This window comes from Providencia sp. PROV182, from assembly GCF_028480325.1.
GTDB classification, from domain to species: Bacteria; Pseudomonadota; Gammaproteobacteria; order Enterobacterales; family Enterobacteriaceae; genus Providencia; species Providencia hangzhouensis.
This window is the reverse complement of record NZ_JAMPOL010000012.1, coordinates 17032-34976: the sequence shown is the minus strand read 5'-3', so window position 1 is coordinate 34976 and position 17945 is coordinate 17032. Positions and strand designations below refer to the sequence as shown.

General features: G+C 40.8%; 12 protein-coding genes. 7 read left to right on the top strand and 5 right to left on the bottom strand.

What is annotated here, in order from left to right; all coding sequences use genetic code 11:
* Positions 1–225: 225 nt before the first annotated feature.
* Genes PR834_RS10700 through PR834_RS10685 form a run of 4 tightly spaced genes read left to right on the top strand, consistent with a single transcriptional unit; the run spans position 226 to position 3775 of the window.
* Complete coding sequence (locus tag PR834_RS10700; RefSeq protein WP_036958656.1) at positions 226–1137, top strand: metal ABC transporter substrate-binding protein; 912 nt, start codon at positions 226–228, stop codon at positions 1135–1137.
* Position 1138: 1 nt separating this feature from the next.
* Positions 1139–2029, top strand: a complete 891-nt coding sequence (locus PR834_RS10695; protein WP_109911242.1) for a manganese/iron ABC transporter ATP-binding protein — start codon at positions 1139–1141, stop codon at positions 2027–2029.
* Entirely contained in the window at positions 2026–2916 is an 891-nt protein-coding gene (locus PR834_RS10690) for a metal ABC transporter permease (protein ID WP_004263652.1), read from the top strand. The genes PR834_RS10695 and PR834_RS10690 overlap by 4 nt, the downstream gene beginning before the upstream one ends.
* On the top strand, positions 2909–3775 hold the full coding sequence (locus tag PR834_RS10685; RefSeq protein ID WP_096863947.1) for a metal ABC transporter permease: 867 nt from the start codon (positions 2909–2911) through the stop codon (positions 3773–3775). The genes PR834_RS10690 and PR834_RS10685 overlap by 8 nt, the downstream gene beginning before the upstream one ends.
* A 103-nt stretch (positions 3776–3878) precedes the next feature.
* Here the strand turns inward: PR834_RS10685 and PR834_RS10680 are convergent, their stop codons facing one another.
* From PR834_RS10680 to PR834_RS10665, 4 genes are read right to left on the bottom strand one after another with little or no spacing between them, the layout of a single operon-like run.
* The gene (locus PR834_RS10680; RefSeq protein WP_272536645.1) at positions 3879–5231 is read right to left on the bottom strand and encodes a hypothetical protein; all 1353 of its coding nucleotides are present in this window, start codon (positions 5229–5231) and stop codon (positions 3879–3881) included.
* A complete protein-coding gene (locus PR834_RS10675; RefSeq protein WP_272536644.1) occupies positions 5228–11536 on the bottom strand; it encodes an AAA domain-containing protein in 6309 nt (2102 codons plus the stop codon). Before PR834_RS10675 ends, PR834_RS10680 begins: the two co-directional genes overlap by 4 nt.
* Before the next feature lie 16 nt (positions 11537–11552).
* The gene (locus PR834_RS10670; protein ID WP_197701515.1) at positions 11553–12185 is read right to left on the bottom strand and encodes a 4Fe-4S single cluster domain-containing protein; all 633 of its coding nucleotides are present in this window, start codon (positions 12183–12185) and stop codon (positions 11553–11555) included.
* Between the two features lies 1 nt (position 12186).
* The gene (locus PR834_RS10665) at positions 12187–14019 is read right to left on the bottom strand and encodes an AAA family ATPase (protein WP_036958655.1); all 1833 of its coding nucleotides are present in this window, start codon (positions 14017–14019) and stop codon (positions 12187–12189) included.
* A 277-nt stretch (positions 14020–14296) separates the two neighbouring features.
* On the opposite strand from PR834_RS10665, the gene PR834_RS10660 reads away from it, so the two are divergent.
* Positions 14297–15166, top strand: a complete 870-nt coding sequence (locus PR834_RS10660) for a fructosamine kinase family protein (RefSeq protein ID WP_004263637.1) — start codon at positions 14297–14299, stop codon at positions 15164–15166.
* Between the two features lie 425 nt (positions 15167–15591).
* Here the strand turns inward: PR834_RS10660 and PR834_RS10655 are convergent, their stop codons facing one another.
* The gene (locus PR834_RS10655) at positions 15592–16131 is read right to left on the bottom strand and encodes a YniB family protein (RefSeq protein ID WP_110591598.1); all 540 of its coding nucleotides are present in this window, start codon (positions 16129–16131) and stop codon (positions 15592–15594) included.
* 295 nt (positions 16132–16426) lie between these two features.
* Between PR834_RS10655 and hxpB the strand changes: the two genes are divergently transcribed.
* Together hxpB and PR834_RS10645 are read left to right on the top strand one after the other, a co-directional pair.
* Positions 16427–17092: a hexitol phosphatase HxpB gene (hxpB, locus tag PR834_RS10650; protein ID WP_004263628.1), complete on the top strand. Its 666-nt coding sequence runs from the start codon at positions 16427–16429 to the stop codon at positions 17090–17092.
* Between the two features lie 192 nt (positions 17093–17284).
* Positions 17285–17860, top strand: a complete 576-nt coding sequence (locus PR834_RS10645) for a metal-dependent hydrolase (protein WP_272536643.1) — start codon at positions 17285–17287, stop codon at positions 17858–17860.
* Positions 17861–17945 lie beyond the last annotated feature (85 nt).

Below are 17945 nucleotides of genomic sequence, written 5' to 3'. Positions count from 1 at the left end.
ATAATTTTTACTTAACTTTTACTTCAGGACGTGTTTTAGTCATACAAATAGCCATGGGACTTAGAAGCCTATAATGACGAATAATGCTATTCCACACTGTTTGTATTTATTTTTCACAATTGATATTGATAATCATTATCAATTAGGATATAAAATATAATTGTTATAAACCTTAACAACTGTATGTTAAAAAACGCTAAACCAATAATGTCAGGGTCAACTTTTATGAAGAAGAACGTATCTCGATTATCTGCACCTTTACTAACCAGTATGTTTGCTTTGGTAGCAGTCATCTTTTTTAGCCAACCTGCTTTTGCTAAAAAGTTTAAAGTCGTAACCACTTTTACCATTATTCAAGATATCGCTCAAAATGTAGCTGGAGATGCAGCAATTGTCGAGTCTATAACGAAGCCTGGTGCGGAAATTCACGGTTATCAACCGACTCCTAAAGATATTATGAAAGCCTATGATGCAGATTTAATCTTATGGAATGGGATGAATTTGGAAGTTTGGTTCCAACGTTTCTTTGAAAATTTCAAAAATGTTCCTGCAGTCGTAGTCACTGAGGGTATTGAGCCAATGCCAATCCGTGAAGGTGAATATAAAGACAATCCAAACCCACATGCATGGATGTCTCCTGCCAATGCTAAAATTTATATTGAAAATATTCGTCAAGCTCTGGTCAAATATGATCCTGAAAATGCAGAAACATATAATGCCAATGCTAAAAAATATGCGCAACAAATTGCTGAACTTGATGCCCCTTTACGTGAACGTTTAAATCGCATTCCAGAAAATGAACGTTGGTTAGTCTCAAGTGAAGGCGCATTTAGCTATTTAACGAAAGATTACGGCTTTAAAGAGGTGTATTTGTGGCCAATCAATGCAGAAGAGCAAGGCTCTCCTCAGCAAGTGAAAAAAGTGATTGATACTGTCCGTAAATACAACATCCCTGTGGTATTCAGTGAAAGTACCATTTCTGATAAACCTGCTCGCCAAGTCAGTAAAGAAACCGGGGCAAAATACGGTGGCGTGTTATATGTTGATTCATTATCAACTGCCGATGGCCCAGTACCAACATATATAGACCTTTTAAATACGACTGTAGACACGATAGCGAAAGGATTTTCACAGTAATATGAATCACTCAAGTCAATTCGAACACCCGAATCTTATCGTCGATGATGCGACTGTGACATATAATAATGGTCACACCGCTATCTATGACGCAAGCTTTACTATCTCTGGTGGCTCTATTTGTGCCTTAGTTGGCGTAAATGGTAGTGGCAAGTCAACGTTATTTAAAACCATTATGGGGCTTGTCACCCCATCTTCTGGCAGTGTGACATTAAATGATCAGCCGATAAAAACCGCGCTTAAAGAAAATGTGATCGCATACGTCCCACAAACAGAGGAAGTTGACTGGAATTTCCCCGTTCTCGTTTCTGATGTTGTGATGATGGGCCGTTACGGCAAAATGGGTTTTTTCCGCATCCCTAAACAAGCCGATAAAGATGCGGTCAAAATGGCATTAGAACGGGTTGACCTTGCAGGCCTTGAACATCGCCAAATAGGCGAACTTTCAGGCGGTCAGAAAAAACGAGTTTTTTTAGCGCGGGCGCTCGCACAAGAAGGTAAAGTTTTACTCCTTGATGAACCCTTTACTGGGGTTGATGTTAAAACTGAAAATGCCATTATTGACCTGCTGCGTAGTTTGCGTGACGAAGGCCATCTAATCCTCGTTTCAACTCATAACTTGGGTAGTGTGCCTGAGTTTTGCGACCACGTTATCTTAATCAATCGCACTGTTTTAGCGAGTGGACCTACAGAAACAACATTTACGCAACGAAACCTGCAGCAAGCTTTCGGCGGTGTATTGCGTCATATTAACCTGTCAGGTCAAGAGCTTCATGACGATGATGACCCTCGCTCTGTCACTGTCATTACCGATGATGAAAGAGCGGCTGTATTCTATGGTCATGACCATGATGCGCCCGTTCGAAAAAACCAAGCTAAGGGTTCCGAATGATTGAGATGTTATTACAGCCCTTTGAATATGATTTTATGATAAAAGCTATTTGGGTCAGCGCCATTGTTGGTGCTGTCTGTGCGTTTTTATCGGCGTATTTGATGTTGAAAGGCTGGTCATTAATGGGAGATGCGCTCTCCCACTCTGTTGTTCCTGGGGTAGCTGGTGCTTATGCTTTAGGTTTGCCCTATGCGGCTGGAGCCTTTTTTACTGGGATCCTCGCGGCACTGGCCATGACATTAATAAAGCATCTAACTCGTTTACGTGAAGATGCTGTCATTGGCTTTATTTTCTCTACTTTTTTCGCAGCAGGTTTGTTGATTGTTTCATTGAACCCAACATCTGTGAATGTACAAAGTATTATTTTTGGTAATATTTTAGGTATTGCGGATTCTGACGTATTACAAGTAGAAATTATTATTGGCATTTCATTCATTGTACTGCTGTGCTTATGGAAAGATTTATTAGCCGTTTTTTTCGATGAAAGCCACGCTCGTTCAATTGGCTTGAACCCATTACGCCTAAAAATTATTTTCTTTACATTATTAAGTGCTTGTACTGTTGCAGCCCTACAAACAGTTGGTGCAATCCTTGTTATCGCAATGGTCGTCACTCCGGGGGCAACCGCCTATTTATTGACCGACCAGTTTAAACGTTTACTCATTATTTCAGTCACAATTGGTACCGTAACCAGTGCTGTTGGTGCTTATATCAGTTATTTCCTCAACGGTGCTACAGGTGGGTTAATTGTTACACTACAAACTATTATTTTCCTGTTGGCATTTTTCTTTGCACCTAAGCACGGTATTTTTGCCTCAAAACGTAATGCAAAAAAGGAAGTAGCTCGGCTGCATCAGTCACACCGACAAGGAGCATCTCATGAGTGATTTCATTGACTTACTGATGGCTCCGTTTGCTTTTCCTTTTATGCAAAAAGCATTGATTACCGCCATTGTTAGTGGGACCGTATGCGCTATCCTTTCTTGCTTTTTAGTATTGAAAGGTTGGTCATTGATGGGTGATGCAATTTCCCATGCCGTTCTGCCGGGGATCATTATTGCTTCTTTACTCGGTATCCCATTGGCGATAGGGGCCTTCGCATCTGGCTTATTCTGCGCTGTCGCGACAGGGTATTTAAAAGAAAATAGTCGGATAAAAGAAGACACCGTCATGGGGATTGTGTTTTCTGGGATGTTTGCTATCGGCTTGGTTATGTTTGCTAAAATAGATACCGAACAACACCTTACACATATTTTATTTGGTGATATTTTAGGGATCACGGATAGCGAGTTTAAGCAAATATTGCTATTTGCAGGGGTCACTATTGCAATTATCTTACTGAAACGTAAAGATTTTATGCTCTATTGTTTTGACCCAAACCAAGCCCGTGTGATTGGCCTCCCCGTCAAGCTGATACATTATGGTTTACTGTCTTTACTTGCATTAACCATTGTCGCTTCACTGCAAGCGGTTGGGATCATTTTAGTTATTGCCATGCTGATCTCACCAGGAATTATTGCATTTGTCCTATGTCGGAGCTTCGGCAAAATGCTCGTCGTCGCTATCATCGCTTCTGTAACATCAAGTGTTATTGGAACCATCTTGAGTTTTCACATTAATGCGACGACTGGGCCAACCATTGTTGTTACGCAGGCGGTTTATTTTGTAATAGCCCTGCTCTATAGCAAGCTAGTACTGGCACGCAAAAGAAGTCAGACCAACCCACAAAGTATGCATACCGCATAATAAATGGCAGATATAACAAAAAAGCTGAATTCACGCATAATGAATTCAGCTTTTTTATTTTAAATAATGCCCTAATATGTGACTAAATCTTCTTTAGTGATACCTATTTACTGCGTGTTTTTAACTGGTTCACCGCAATATTACGACGTTGCTCTTCAGATTGGGTTTCATGCACTTTCATTTCCCCACTTCCCGCTGGTAACGCCTGCTCAACAACAAGTTCCGCATCCGTCTGAGCAATAATATCTTGTAATTGTTGGTGCTGATTACACCAAATTGCATCAACATCCTGGTCTCGATAATTATCCCGCTCTGCAGAAAAAGCCACTGTACGCGCTTGAAAACGAGCTTGTTTTCCACCTAATTCTAGTCCATACCCCGGCGTTGCAGGGTGTGTGACAACCACTTTGCCATCATCCAGCCATGCTTTAACATCAGTATCTTGAACTTGATAACCGAGTTTTCCTAACCCTTCTAATACCGTTTTCCTTTGTGCAGTGGCAACAACCTGTTGTTCTGCAGTACTTACGGCATTATTCAGCTTATCTATCCATGCAGTTAACACTTCTATCGAGCTTGATTGTATACTCGCTAGCGCATTCGAAATCATGGCTTCATTTTCATTACTCGCAAAAATAGCCAATTCATCACAAAGTTGTTCAATTTTATCGATAAGTTCAATTCGTTGCTGACTTAACTTCAATTGCCCAGCTAATGTCATGATCAATGAATCGGCACGTAAATGGCGCTGTGTGCCTTCTTTAAACTCTTCAAGCTCAAGCAGTTGTTGTTCCGCACGCTGAGCTTCATCAAGCGAAGTCATCAGTTTTAGCTTTTCAATCATCAATAGAATCTGCTCACATTGCTTGGCAAACGGCGTTTGAGGTAAGCCTGATTGCCAAAATTGCTTCACGCCTTCAGATTGTGCTTTTAGCTGGCTCAATAATGCCGCTGCCGATGGTGTTAGTGAAGTTGATTGTGAACTCAATAAAGCTAATACTTTAAAAATTAATTTATTAGATTGGTTTTCATCCAGTTCACTAGCCGAAATTAATTGCGTAAGAAGTTCGGTCTCATTTGGCAGTTTTTCATGTACCAGTGCGATTAATTCAGCCAAATTATGTTCTCTGTACTTTTTTGTTCGGGCTAATAACGCTTGTTTTTCAAGTTGTTGCTCACGAACTTCCTGTACTTCGTTATTCAGTGTCCCAGTAAACTCAACCAATTGGTTATTTAATAAACTTAAATTGCGTGCTGACAATGTGGCAACCAGTGCCTCATTTTCCATTAACTGCTGGTATGCTTGTTTGATTTGTGCAATACGCGGCTGATGATATTGGCTGCGGTTTGCCAATTCATTCCACTGTTTAAATCGACGTTTAACTACCGCAAGCTGACGCCGACACTGAATTTCATTCATTTCCCTAACAGTTATACGATGAACCGATGAACTCATAACGCACCTTCTTGCGGATTATGACTCTCTATTTGAGAGAGGGATGAGGTTAATAAAGCCTGAGAAATGGCATCATGCAGTTGTTGCTGCGCCAAATCACGATTTTGATACCATTCGATAATAGAAACCCGGTAGCGTGCTGGTATCACTCGTGCCAGAACAGCACTGCGCCATAGCTCCCTAGAACGCGCTGTTTTTAATAGTGGGTGTGATGGTATGTCGCATTCAATACCGATGAGCAAACGGCCACTGGTTCGGTCCTCAACAATGCCATCAAAATGGAATACCCCATTTTGGCTTGCGGTGGTCACCTGCCAGCCACTTTGTCGAATAAAACTCATTACCGAATCGACAAACGCATTTTGCGGGAGCGTTTCGTTATCAACCGCTGACTGTGTATGACACATGCGACTAAGTAATTTTTTATTTTCTTTTTGCATTAATGGGTTACACGCATTTAACGCATAAGCCAGATAACCTTGTAAATAATCTCTTGGAATTTCCGGTTTGCGGTAAGTGGTTAGTAAATCAGAAATTTCATCTATTGGCATTGATGACATTATTACGACTTGCTGACGAGCACGAGTGATGGCGACATTTAAACGCCGTTCACCACCAGTTTGCCCTAATACCCCGAAGTTACGCCTGAATGTCCCCTGCGCATTGCGACCAAATGTGGTAGAAAATAAAATCACATCGCGTTCATCACCTTGCACATTTTCCACATTTTTCACAAAAAATGACATATCTTCGTCATCGTGAGTGCGTTGGTTTTCCTGCGTATACGCCTGAAGAAAATCTTCATCCTGTGCTGCACGTAATTGAATTATTTGATTAATTAATGTTGCTTGTTTTTGGTTAAACGTGACTACCCCCACAGAGGGTCGTTGTTCGAAAGGCCGTTGCCACAGTGAAGCTAAATGATCCACGATAGCGACTGCTTCAGCTTCATTGCTTTGGTTAACATATGTACCATTGACTTGAATAAGCTGTAATGGCTTAATTTTACTGACCATTTTAGAAGAAAACTGCGCTGGAATATTAAGCCTATTTTCATAGAAAGCAAAATTGGAGAAATTAATCAGCTCTCGATAAGCAGAACGATAATGAATATCCAATGTATGAATAGGCAATACTGTACGTGCTAAATGTAATAAATCAGGGCAATCACTAATTTGCCGGTAATCCCATTGATCTCCTGCCAATTCTTGTTGGTCATCGTCTTCTTCATCAATATCGTCTTCAATTTGCTTGCCTGTGAAAAATTTTGAAGGTGGCATTTGCTTTTCATCGCCACTAACAATAGCCTGTTTGGCTCTAAATAAAGTCGATAAGGCAAATTCAATCGGCATCTGTGAAGCTTCATCATAAATCACACTGTCAAACATGGCACCTTCAAGTGGAAGTACCTGGCTCGCTACATCGGGTGTCATCAACCAAACCGGTCGTAATTGCATTAACCCAATATCTCGACCTTCTTGTATAAATTCCCTTAAACGTCGCGCTCTTGGTCCTGCTAAACGAGTAATTTCTTCCCATTCTCGGCGGTTCCCTAACGTTTTGATATCTATATTGGCCGTCAATGCCAATTTATTGAATTGTTGTAATTGTTTTTGAGCATTTTCTAGTTCAGCTAGGTCTGACATCAGCTGGCCGTGATTAGTACTTAATGCAGGCAATGTTGCCAGCAATTGAGCTTTAGTAAACAGACAGAAATAATAGTTAATTGTTTGAATTAATTGATCTCTCCATTGCGTTGTGCCCCCTTCAGTTGCGATAAGTTGTCCAATAGCCGGTTTTAATAGCGTTAAGATCCCCCAATGCTGCTCGGTAAAATGTTGTGTTTCTTCCCGAAACGATTGGTAACGCTGTAAATTTTCTTTCTGTTGCGCTATCAGCACCAGTTCAGTCGTATATGACTCACCGTTTACGATGGCCATCAGAAACCGTTCAACGGTTTCTGATGAAAATACGCTATCTAGCCGACTTATTTGGTTTAAGCTTTCCGTTTTTGCGCGTAACTTAGCTATTGCCGCCCTGACTTCATGACATTGATGGATAAACCCGGCTTTTTGTTGCTGAGTAATCGCGTCTATAAAATGCAAAGGCTCAGGGTACTGAGCGAGAAGCTCAGCCATATCTGCCACTCGTTTTAATTGCATGACCAACGGTTGCAATGTGCTACGCCACAGGTGGTTTGGCTGAAGCTCAAGACCAAGCTGTTGATATAATGGTTGTAATTCCCTTTCAAGTAAACGCCATTGTTGTTCAACGGCAATGGTATTAAGCACTGACGTCTGTTTTTCAGTCGTAGGCGCTAAGCCACTAGCCGCCATAAATGACTGCAATTGGTTTTGCCGACGGTAGTAATACGGGTTCAAGAAACGTAACCATGACCTTTGCATTGTTTCCATCAATGCTCGCGATAATTGGGCAAGATGGTCATTATCAATCCCCCTAAACACAGGGAATAATAACGGGTCGATATTTTCTTCATTAATCGATAATAAACGCTGATACAACAGCTCAAGTTGGTTAATAACTAAATTTCCCGTTTCACTGCTAAATAGCGTTAACCAACGGGAGAAATCCTGCCATTGTTCAGCCGTTAATTGGTTAAATTGTGCTTCATGCTGTGATAACCATTGCTCATGAGTCGATAATTGAGTCAACGTAATTTGCTGATATGGCGTTTTATAAGCTTCATCACGTTGCTTTTCAGTATCGATCAATCCCATAATAGATTGATTAAACAATAAGTATTGAGGGTCATTCACCGTAAACTGCGATAAGGCTTTTAGTGCATTATTTTCATAATCCAATTGCCACCAAGTATACGCATGTGACTTCAAATCATCCGTTAGTTGCTCAATCGTATGGCTATCAAATTGTGCTAATAAAGGCTTAATGTGCTGTTCATCAATATCAAAATGAGGAAGCTTTTCAAGTTCAATCAATTGGCTTAATACTTGTTTATAAGAAACTTGAAACTTTTCGTCGATATTATTGAGTGAGTGAAAATACCTATCTATTTTTTGTTCAAATAGCTGAACGCGATTTACAAGATGAATTCTCTCTCCCTGCCAATCAAGCTCAACGAGCTGGCTTTTTTCTTGTCCCCAAAGTTGCTCAATTTGTTCTCTCACCGCCAAAATAATCTCACGGCCTTTTTGGCTTTGGCTGATATATAGTGCTCTATCCCCTAATCCATTAGCAATCAAACGCTTATAGACTACTTCTAGTGCAGCAGGTTTTTGACACACCACTAAAACGGTTTGCTGACGCCCTATCGCATCTGCAATCAAACTCACGATGGTTTGGCTTTTCCCTGTTCCTGGCGGCCCCTCAATCAGCAGCCCCGTGTTAGCTTGTGCAACTTGAACAACTTGTTCTTGTGATGGGTCTGCCAATGACAATGCATACTGATTAAGTAAATTATCTGGCTGTGTTTCACTCGTGCTATTGAGCGGTGAGACTTTTAGCATTGTCGCTAAGGCTGTTTGGGAAATAGGTAGCCCAGCAATTTGCTGTAAATCGCTACTCATCGCCTGTCCAATAAACGAGGTATGGAAGAGTACCGCTGAACAACAGATTTGTGCACTATTCTCTGCAATTGGAGTAGTGATCGACGGAAGTGGCGCGAGTTCTGTACCTTGTATCGGTAATAAAGACGTAAGTGTCTCCATCATATCTTCAATGGTTAAACCTGCTTTAGATAATAAATTATCTAATATTGTTTGCCACTCACTCACCGGAGGTATACCCGCAAAGCTTGCCAGTGCTGGATTTAAGCGTATTGCCGCCCTCTCATGATCAAAACTAAGCTGTATAGGGCTGTTTTGAGCTAAAGAAGTCCGTAATGAAACGGGCCATAAAAATAAAGGTGCTATTCGCGGTTTAATTTGATTCGGCTGTGTGTGCAATAATAAGAATGGGAAACCAAGGTACATGCCATCAATACCTGTATCCCGTTGATATAACTGCGTATCTGATTGTAGGATCCGTAATCGGCCATTGACGCCTTTATGCTGTAATAGCAAATCACTATCAATGGTAACCGTGCTTTTTTTGCGGTTCAATAAATGTTCAAGTAATGCACTTGCAGGGCGAACGGGGCTATCGCATTCCATTAAATCGATTCGCCCAGTATTTTGCGTTAAACGCATACGCACTAAGTTTCCACGCTGTGTTACTGACGTGAGCTTTTGTGTAAAAAACCTTAGAACTTCAAGAACATATTTTTGTGATTCGGGTACTTGCCAGTGTTCGAATGGAATAGCCAGCAATACGAGAATTTTGACTAACGGCAAGCGACGCATTAATAAAAAGTCATCAACCCAACCATCTAATTCAGGGATCCCTATACGTTTGAAATCACTGACTCGGTGGTTAATGAGCTGGTATAGTTCCCCTCTTGGTAACAAAAGTTGGTTTTTGGCTATTTCGCTATCAAAATTGTGGATATCATTGTGTTTTGCTAATTCAAAAGATTGCTCGACTAATGCAGTCAGTGAAACAAATTGCCCAATATCGGCACTTAGCAATAAAATATAATCAATTTCTTGCAGATTTTGTCTATCTAATAAGGCTTGTAGGCTTTCATTATGTGAGTCAGGAAATTGGCTATGCAGTAATTCCCAACGCGCAGCGAGCTGGCTTATTGACGTGATTAACAAATACAGTTTCAAGCTTTCTTCATTGAGTAATATATTCAACTGTTCAGCACGTTGGCGTACTAAACATTGGCGGTGGTAGAGCTGCACTAACCAATGTTGTGGGTCGATATTCTGAATATGTTGAGTTAATGGCTCACTAATTAGTGCGTAAGCAAGAATAGGCTGTTCTAATAACCAAGCTGGTGTGATGATTTCACCACGGTAAATAAATGGCATATTCGGGTTTAGGATTTTTAAAGCTAAAGTGAGTTTAATATCTTGATTAATTTCACTTTGTAAGGCTCCATCTAGCGTTTTGGGGCTATCTAAAAAAGCCCGAAGTTGTTTGAGTTGTTCCTGACTATTATCAAACTTTGCTAACCACGACGTTAATTCCCCGCGTAGCAAAAATTGGACTGCACCATCCCAATGAGCTTGTTCACCAGCAACCATGGCAAAAGTATCTGGCTGAGAAAATTGCTGACCGGCAAACTGGACTTGATGGTATTGAGTTGGCGAGCCTGCTATCGCACTTTTCGGTGCTTGGACCGCTTTCCCCTCTAGCCATGCTGACACCTGCGGCCATTGCCAACGTAAAAAACGATCCCGGCACAATAACCCGCGCAATAATAGTTGTAAGTTGGGGTCTAAATCATCAGGAAAATCAACGCCATTAGTCATGACTTGGATTAAGAACGCATTATCATGAACTTGAGCAAAACACTGCCCTTGGGTCAGTTGTTCTAATAAAATAACCCCAAGACTCCACCAGTCTGATGCGGCGCTCACACCGCCTGCTAAGGTTTCTGGTGCGCTATAACGGGAAATATCTAAGGGTGTTACGATATCAAGGTCAAATTCAGACAAACTCGCAGAGCCATATTCAATTACCACAATATCTAAAGGCTCGCAGCTGCGGATCAATAAATTAGCGGGACATAGATTGCGATGACGTAAGCCATGCTCAGTAAATGCCGCTATCGCTTGCCCCATTTCTTCAACCAATTTGGGAATTTCATGTAACTGCCAAAATTCCCCTTGCTGAACAAATTGGCTCAGTGAGCCACCTTCCAATAATTCAGTCACATGCCAAGCGCGGTTTTCCCAGCGTCCCGTTTCATAAAACTCAGGCACATGGTCTGTTGGGATCAATTGAAGTACTTGATAAATCGTAGGGTCAGGTTCTTCACCTTTTTGATATAAGGTAAGCACACCATTTTTGTCGTTTTCAATATGTGTGACTAAATAACGTTCACGTGGGCTATCGTTTTGGTTAATACGTCGTTCAAGCCGCCAATTGCCAATCAGTCGTTGAGATTGCTCCTCAATATTGCTTAGTTCAAGAGCTGCATCCGCCCCACACTCAAGGCAGATAAAATCCCCCTCATCCATGGAATGCCCATTCACACAAACTCTTTGTTCAATAATTTGGTTATTTTGATTATTCTCATCAATACTGAGTTTTGGGCTCTCCATCGAGGTATTGTGCTCATCAATGGGGCGCCAACCCGTTTCATGAATAGCTTCAGGGGTTAAATCCCAGCCACAAAACTGATTATCTCCTTGTGGTGTTTTAATTTGCCCAGCACAAAAAATTTCAGTTAACGGTCGCTCTGTTTGGCAATGTGGGCAAAAACGTATCATGGTCATCCATTCATCCAATTAATTATTTTTTTAGTTGTCGCAAGGATTGATCTTGCTGTTCAATCAAGGTCCGCAAACGCAACATATCGTTACGTTCAGGAACCCCCGCCAAAAATAGCCGCCCTGTTTCATCAAACGCTAAATCCAGTACTTTATCTTCTGGTGTTATCGAGCGCTGATATGCCATAAATCGCGCTTTTCCTAATGGCGTTAACATATGCAATTGCTGATTATCACTGCCTTTGAGCATCTGGGTTTGCGGAAGATCCACAATAAATGGCTCACTAATTAAGGCATCAATATTGGGAGCCATTTGTAAAACACGCTCTTCAATGTGTTCCCATTGATAACCGCTATAGACTAAAATATCCGCATCGGTTAGCTGTTTAATCCCTTTCACTAATGCGGATAAGGCTTCAGGCTGTTCAAACGGTTCTCCCCCTGAAATCGTGATGCCATCTGCGAATGGTAACCACTCCGTTATCTGGTCCAGTAATTGTTTCACCGTGATGCTATTGTCTTTCACTTGCCATGTATCAGGAGAAAGACAGCCTTTACAACGTAATGAGCATCCCTGAAACCAGATACCAATACGCTTTCCGGGGCCTAGGGCCGTAATGGGAAAATGAACTCGTGAAATATTAACATTCACCACATCAATTACTCATCGCTGCTAACGTGATTTGCGTTGTTTCACCTGTGGCAATTTCGACAATTTGATAAGCCGAATTAGGTTGTAAATCTTGGTCGAAAACAGCGCGAGATAATGGGTTAATTAAATAGCTTTCTAATTGGTTACGTATACCTCGACCGCCATTAGATAAATCAGCTAAGCAATGTTGTTTTAACGTTTCTTTGGCTTGTGGTGAAATTGAAATAGTCAGTGATTGCTTTTCCAAACCAGAAAGAATATTTCCCACCATTTGTTCGAATATTTGTTGTGCCACATCGGGGCGAATAAAATCAAAAACAATAATGTTTTCCCCAATTCGGTTGAGCAGCTCTGGTCTATTTAACACTAATTTAAAGTGACGTTCGATTTCACTTTTCACGTTACGCGTCACCGTTTCGAAAGGCTCACTCGGCTGGACATTCGCTACCCGCTCACCATTTGCATCCAAACGATAAATGCCAAGATTTGACGTAAAAATAATCAACGACTCTGAAAAATAAACGCGATCACCACGTCCTGAGGTCAATACACCATCATCAATAATTTGTAGAAATTTATCCATTAAATGAGGGTGTGCTTTTTCTATCTCATCAAACAACACCACACTAAACGGCTTTTCACGAATGGCATTCGTCAATTCACCACCAGAATCATAACCGACATAGCCAGGAGGAGCGCCAATTAAACGTTGGTCTGCATGTTCTGCACTAAATTCAGACATATCAAAGCGGATATACGCACTTTCATCACCAAATAGCAATTGAGTGACCGTTTTCGCCAGTTCCGTTTTCCCGACACCCGTTGGCCCCGCTAGAAACAAAACGCCTCGAGGTCGCCCACCTTTATGCCCCCCCACTCCGGTCATTGCACGTTTAATAATGTCCAATAAATGAGTGACGGCATGTTGTTGTCCTTTAACTCGGCGAGAAATAATCTCTGGGGCGTTATGTATTTTCTGCTTATCAATTTTTTTCCAAGGGTCTTCCGTTATGCCTACTTTATAACGTCGTACCGCATCACTAATACGTGTCACAGGGACATTTTCAATCCGTGCGAGCTGCACTATCGCCGTTAAGTCCAGTAACAAGAGTCCTTCTGTTTCATCAATAAAGTCATTAAATAAGCTGTCTTTATCCGCTTGTTCTATGCTATTAACATCAGATAATGAAGCTAACAACATTGGCGTAAGAACCCGACGAACTTGGCTGTCAGGCTTCGCAACAGGAATGGCTCTCACTCGTGGGTTATTAACTAAAAACCAATCAGGTAAATCGGTTTCTTTCTCCACAATCCAAAAAATAGAATTGTAGAACGGCTGGTTATTTTCCCCTGCTGGTCGCGTTTTTGCTTGGTGAGAAACCACCAGAGCCCGAGTAAATAAGCTGTGCTCAGCGGGAGTCAGGTTATCGCGATGGGAAATCAAGCAAGAGGCGAAATCAATACATAATGCAATTGGCTGCTGCTTATAGTTAATAAATTTTTCCAGCAAATGATTCAACATATCAATACCACCAGCAGCTTTATCATCAGCCATATGCAAACCTAAGTTTTGCATCAATGTGGCACTCGCTTGCGAGTTTTCTGTGGGGCTCGCCACGCATTGAAAACCAATCAGTGGTGTATAGGTAATAACATAGGCATACCCTGCCTGAAACAAGTTATTAAAGAGTGCTTGGTTAAACGGCAGTGGTGTCACTACCCTAGGCGCAATTTCGCTGGCTTGTAGGTCTCGAACATTGCCAAATAGAACAAACTGACTTTTCAGTGGAATAAATCGCAGTAAGTCTCTTAACCAGCGCGGTTTTTGAAAATCCATGTTCATAGCACCCCTTGAGTATGAAAGTATTCTTTGCAGTTTACCTGAAATCACTAGCAAATGGCGTCAAGATCTTGAACTCATACCGTATTATCTGAACATTCTCATTTAGATAGAAATAGGCTAAATTTAAAGCAGAACAGGTTTGTGTTTATTGTCTGATAATTGTTCAATAATTTCGTGATAGCTTCTTCTTTTTAAACAATTATCACTGTTAATTCCTAAACTGTCGCTATAGTATTGTATTAATGAAGACCAAAGCAGAGCGAGGTGAGTCATGTGGCAAGCAATGTGTCGTTTATTAAGTGAACACTTAGGTGAGGCGGAGCTACGTAACAAAGTCATTCTGTCTGGTGGTGATATTCACCATACGTTAAGAATTGACTATGGCGAACACACCGTGTTCATTAAACAAAATCGGCGTGAGTTTTTGCCTTTATTTAAACAAGAGGCTGAGCAACTTGAAATGCTCGCTAAAAGCCAAACGATAACCGTTCCTAAGGTTTACGGTGTTGGTAGTAATAAGCACCACAGTTTCCTTCTGCTCGAATACTTCCCTCTTAAGCCTTTCGACAACACCAATGCATGGCATTTTGGCCAACAATTAGCGCGTTTACATCAATGGGAAGAGCAGCCTAGTTACGGGTTTGATTTTGATACTATGCTAAGCACAATTGTGCAACCTAATGGCTGGGAAAAGCGTTGGAATTCATTTTTTGCAGAAAAGCGTATTGGCTTGCAATTACAACTCGCGTCCGAAAAAGGAATGGTATTTGCGGATATTCAGCAAATTGTCGATATTGTTAAAGAGAAACTTGCTGGGCATCAGCCACAACCCTCTTTATTACATGGTGACTTATGGCCAGCTAACTGTGCTATCACTCAAAATCTTGAAGGTGTGCTATATGACCCCGCATGTTATTGGGGTGATAGGGAGTGTGATATTGCGATGTTGCCATTATATCAAGATCTTCCGATCCAAATTATTGATGGCTACCAAAGTGTTTGGCCGCTCCCTAATGGCTTTTTAGATAGACAACCAATATACCAACTTTACTATTTACTTAACCAAGCCCATATCTTTGGTAACGAACAAAGCTACCAGCAAGCACGCACGATTATTGATAATCTACTCAACGAAAAATAAGCTCCTGTTTTTTAGCATTTAGCACGACAAATAATTAATTTTCTAAATAATTCGAACTGTGGCAAGGCGGCGATTGAGGATAGTTTGGGGAGCATACACAAGTATGTGACCCGAGAAGCTAAACGCAGCCAACACCCTCATAGTATGGAGTACGACGAATAATTAATTTTCTAAATAATTCGAGCTGTAGCAAGGCGGCAATTGAGGATAGTTTGGGGAGAATACACAAGTATGTGACCCAAATAGCCGAAAGAAGCCAACACTCTCATAGCATGGAGTACGACGAATAATTAATTTTCTATATAATTCGCATTATGAGTAGGCGGCAAGTGCAGATATCTCGGGGAGCATACACAAGTATGTGACCCGAGTAGCTAAACGCAGCCAACACCCTCATAACGCGAAGTATGACGAAAATTCGAAAATTACCAATTAAGGAAACATAGAAGAAAATACAACGCTAGCCCCAATACAATTGGCCAAAAATAAAGAAGAAAAAATTGAGTGAATATCGTATGACGAGGAATAGTCACCTTAGCTTCAAGCTCTTCTTTTGAGATGTCTATCCCTTTTGCTTTTTCTATGATTACGTGATCTTCTAGGCTTTCACGAATAAACTTAATTTGCCGGTACATGCGCAAACCTGATGCACTTAACGCGAGCCCAACAAAAATAAAAATAAAGATGATGATAAAGCTGATATTACTGCCGGAAAACCCATTAGCGACTTGAGGTACTGGTGAGTTATTCCAAAAGAAATTTAGGAATGGTGTACTTTGACGGGTCATTTCCGCCATTAATTTAATAAAATCATTAGCGACTGCATTAATCCCTTCTCCTGCGAGCCCCTTCATGCCTGCCAGTTTAATTAAAGACGCCAATGTCGAAATTAATGCTAACAGAAAAACAACCCAACCCAGAATACGTTTGCCGATTGCGACATAATTGGCATTATGGTAATTCATTACTGCTTTTCCTCAGCGTTATGATTTTTGATAAATTTTTACAATGATTATTCAACGCTAATCATAGCTGAAAATATTCATTGCCTCCAAATTTCAATTCACGATTAATAATAATATATAGACTTTCAGACTAATCAAAATAGTGAGGCTATTCATTACCATTATACTTTTACTTCATACTGTCCGAATATTCCTCAATATTAGACTAATACTGATTTCAAGTAATACGCTTAAAGTCAGTTTACTGATATCATGACTTCTTCGTTAATAAATACGACATGAATGGAGTTTTGACATGTACCATAATCTTCCCATCCAATCGGTCATTTTTGATATGGATGGTTTACTGATCGACTCGGAACCTTTTTGGGCACAGGCTGAACTTGAGATTTTTTCACAATTGGGTGTTGACGTTTCAATTGCGGATACCCTGCCTGATACCTTGGGTTTACGTATTGACCATGTGGTGGAGCTTTGGTACCACGCTTCCCCTTGGCAAGGATGCAGCCAAGAAGAAGCCACACAACGCATCATTGACCGTGTTGTTGGCTTAGTTGAAGAAACTCGCCCTATTCTACCGGGTGTGCAACATGCTATGGAACTTTGCCGTTCAATGGATTTAAAAATTGCGCTGGCTTCCGCCTCTCCTTTGTACATGTTAGAAAAAGTATTAAACCTTCTGGATATTCGTGATTATTTCTCCGCGGTTATTTCCGCATCTGATTTACCCTTGAGTAAACCTCATCCTGAAGTTTATCTTAAAGCAGCAGCTGAGTTATCGACTAAACCCGTCAATTGCGTTTCATTAGAAGATTCATTTAACGGTATGATTTCTGCAAAAGCCGCCAGAATGCGTTCAATTGTGGTGCCTGACAGCAAGCATTTTAATGACCCGCGCTTTGGTTTAGCGGATATCAAATTAGCCTCACTGAATGACTTAAAGGCTGAACATTTACGTTAAGAATACCTTGAGTGTCTAATAAGTGTTCTCCCCTATCTAATTTAGGTAGGGGTATTGTGTTAAATTATAAAATACTTCCCTTATTTGCTAATAAATAAGAGTTTTTTTATCTTTCTACCACTATCATATTCTTTTCAAACACTTTATACTGCCAATCAACTGTATAGATAAACAGATGGTATTTTATCCACCATGACAGCTGAAGGGCATCTGCTTTTTTCCGTCGCCTCTTTAATAATGGCTCATAAACTTCAAATCACCCCAGAGATTGCTCATGGTGATTGGCTGCACATGGTTCCAGGGGCCTTATTAGGCGCATTATTGCCCGATATTGACCACCCCTCTTCAATTCCTGGTCGACTACTACGGATTTTTTCATTACCCATTTCCAAATTGTGTGGGCACCGGGGGTTTACTCATAGCTTAGTTGCATGGTTACTTTTGATGATTTCTTGTTATCAATGGATACCAACCGAATGGGCAATTCCAAATGATATTATCCAAGCTTTTTTATTAGGTTATATCAGTCATCTAGTCGCTGACATGCTCACCCCTTCAGGAGTACCATTCCTATGGCCACTCCCTCAACGTTTTTGTTTTCCCATGATCCGCGGTAAAAATAGCCAACGTGGAGAACGCTTTGTTGCCATTTTTTTGACTGTTTGTGCCTGCTTGTTACCTGTAGGTTATCAATTTGATTTTTATAGCCATGTTGATGTGATCTTAAAATACATTCATAATCAAATAGATACATATCTCCCCACATAAATTATAGTTTTGTAATATAATGTAAGTATGAATAATACTATATTATTACTTTTTGATATAAGAAATGTGTTTTATCAACTGATAA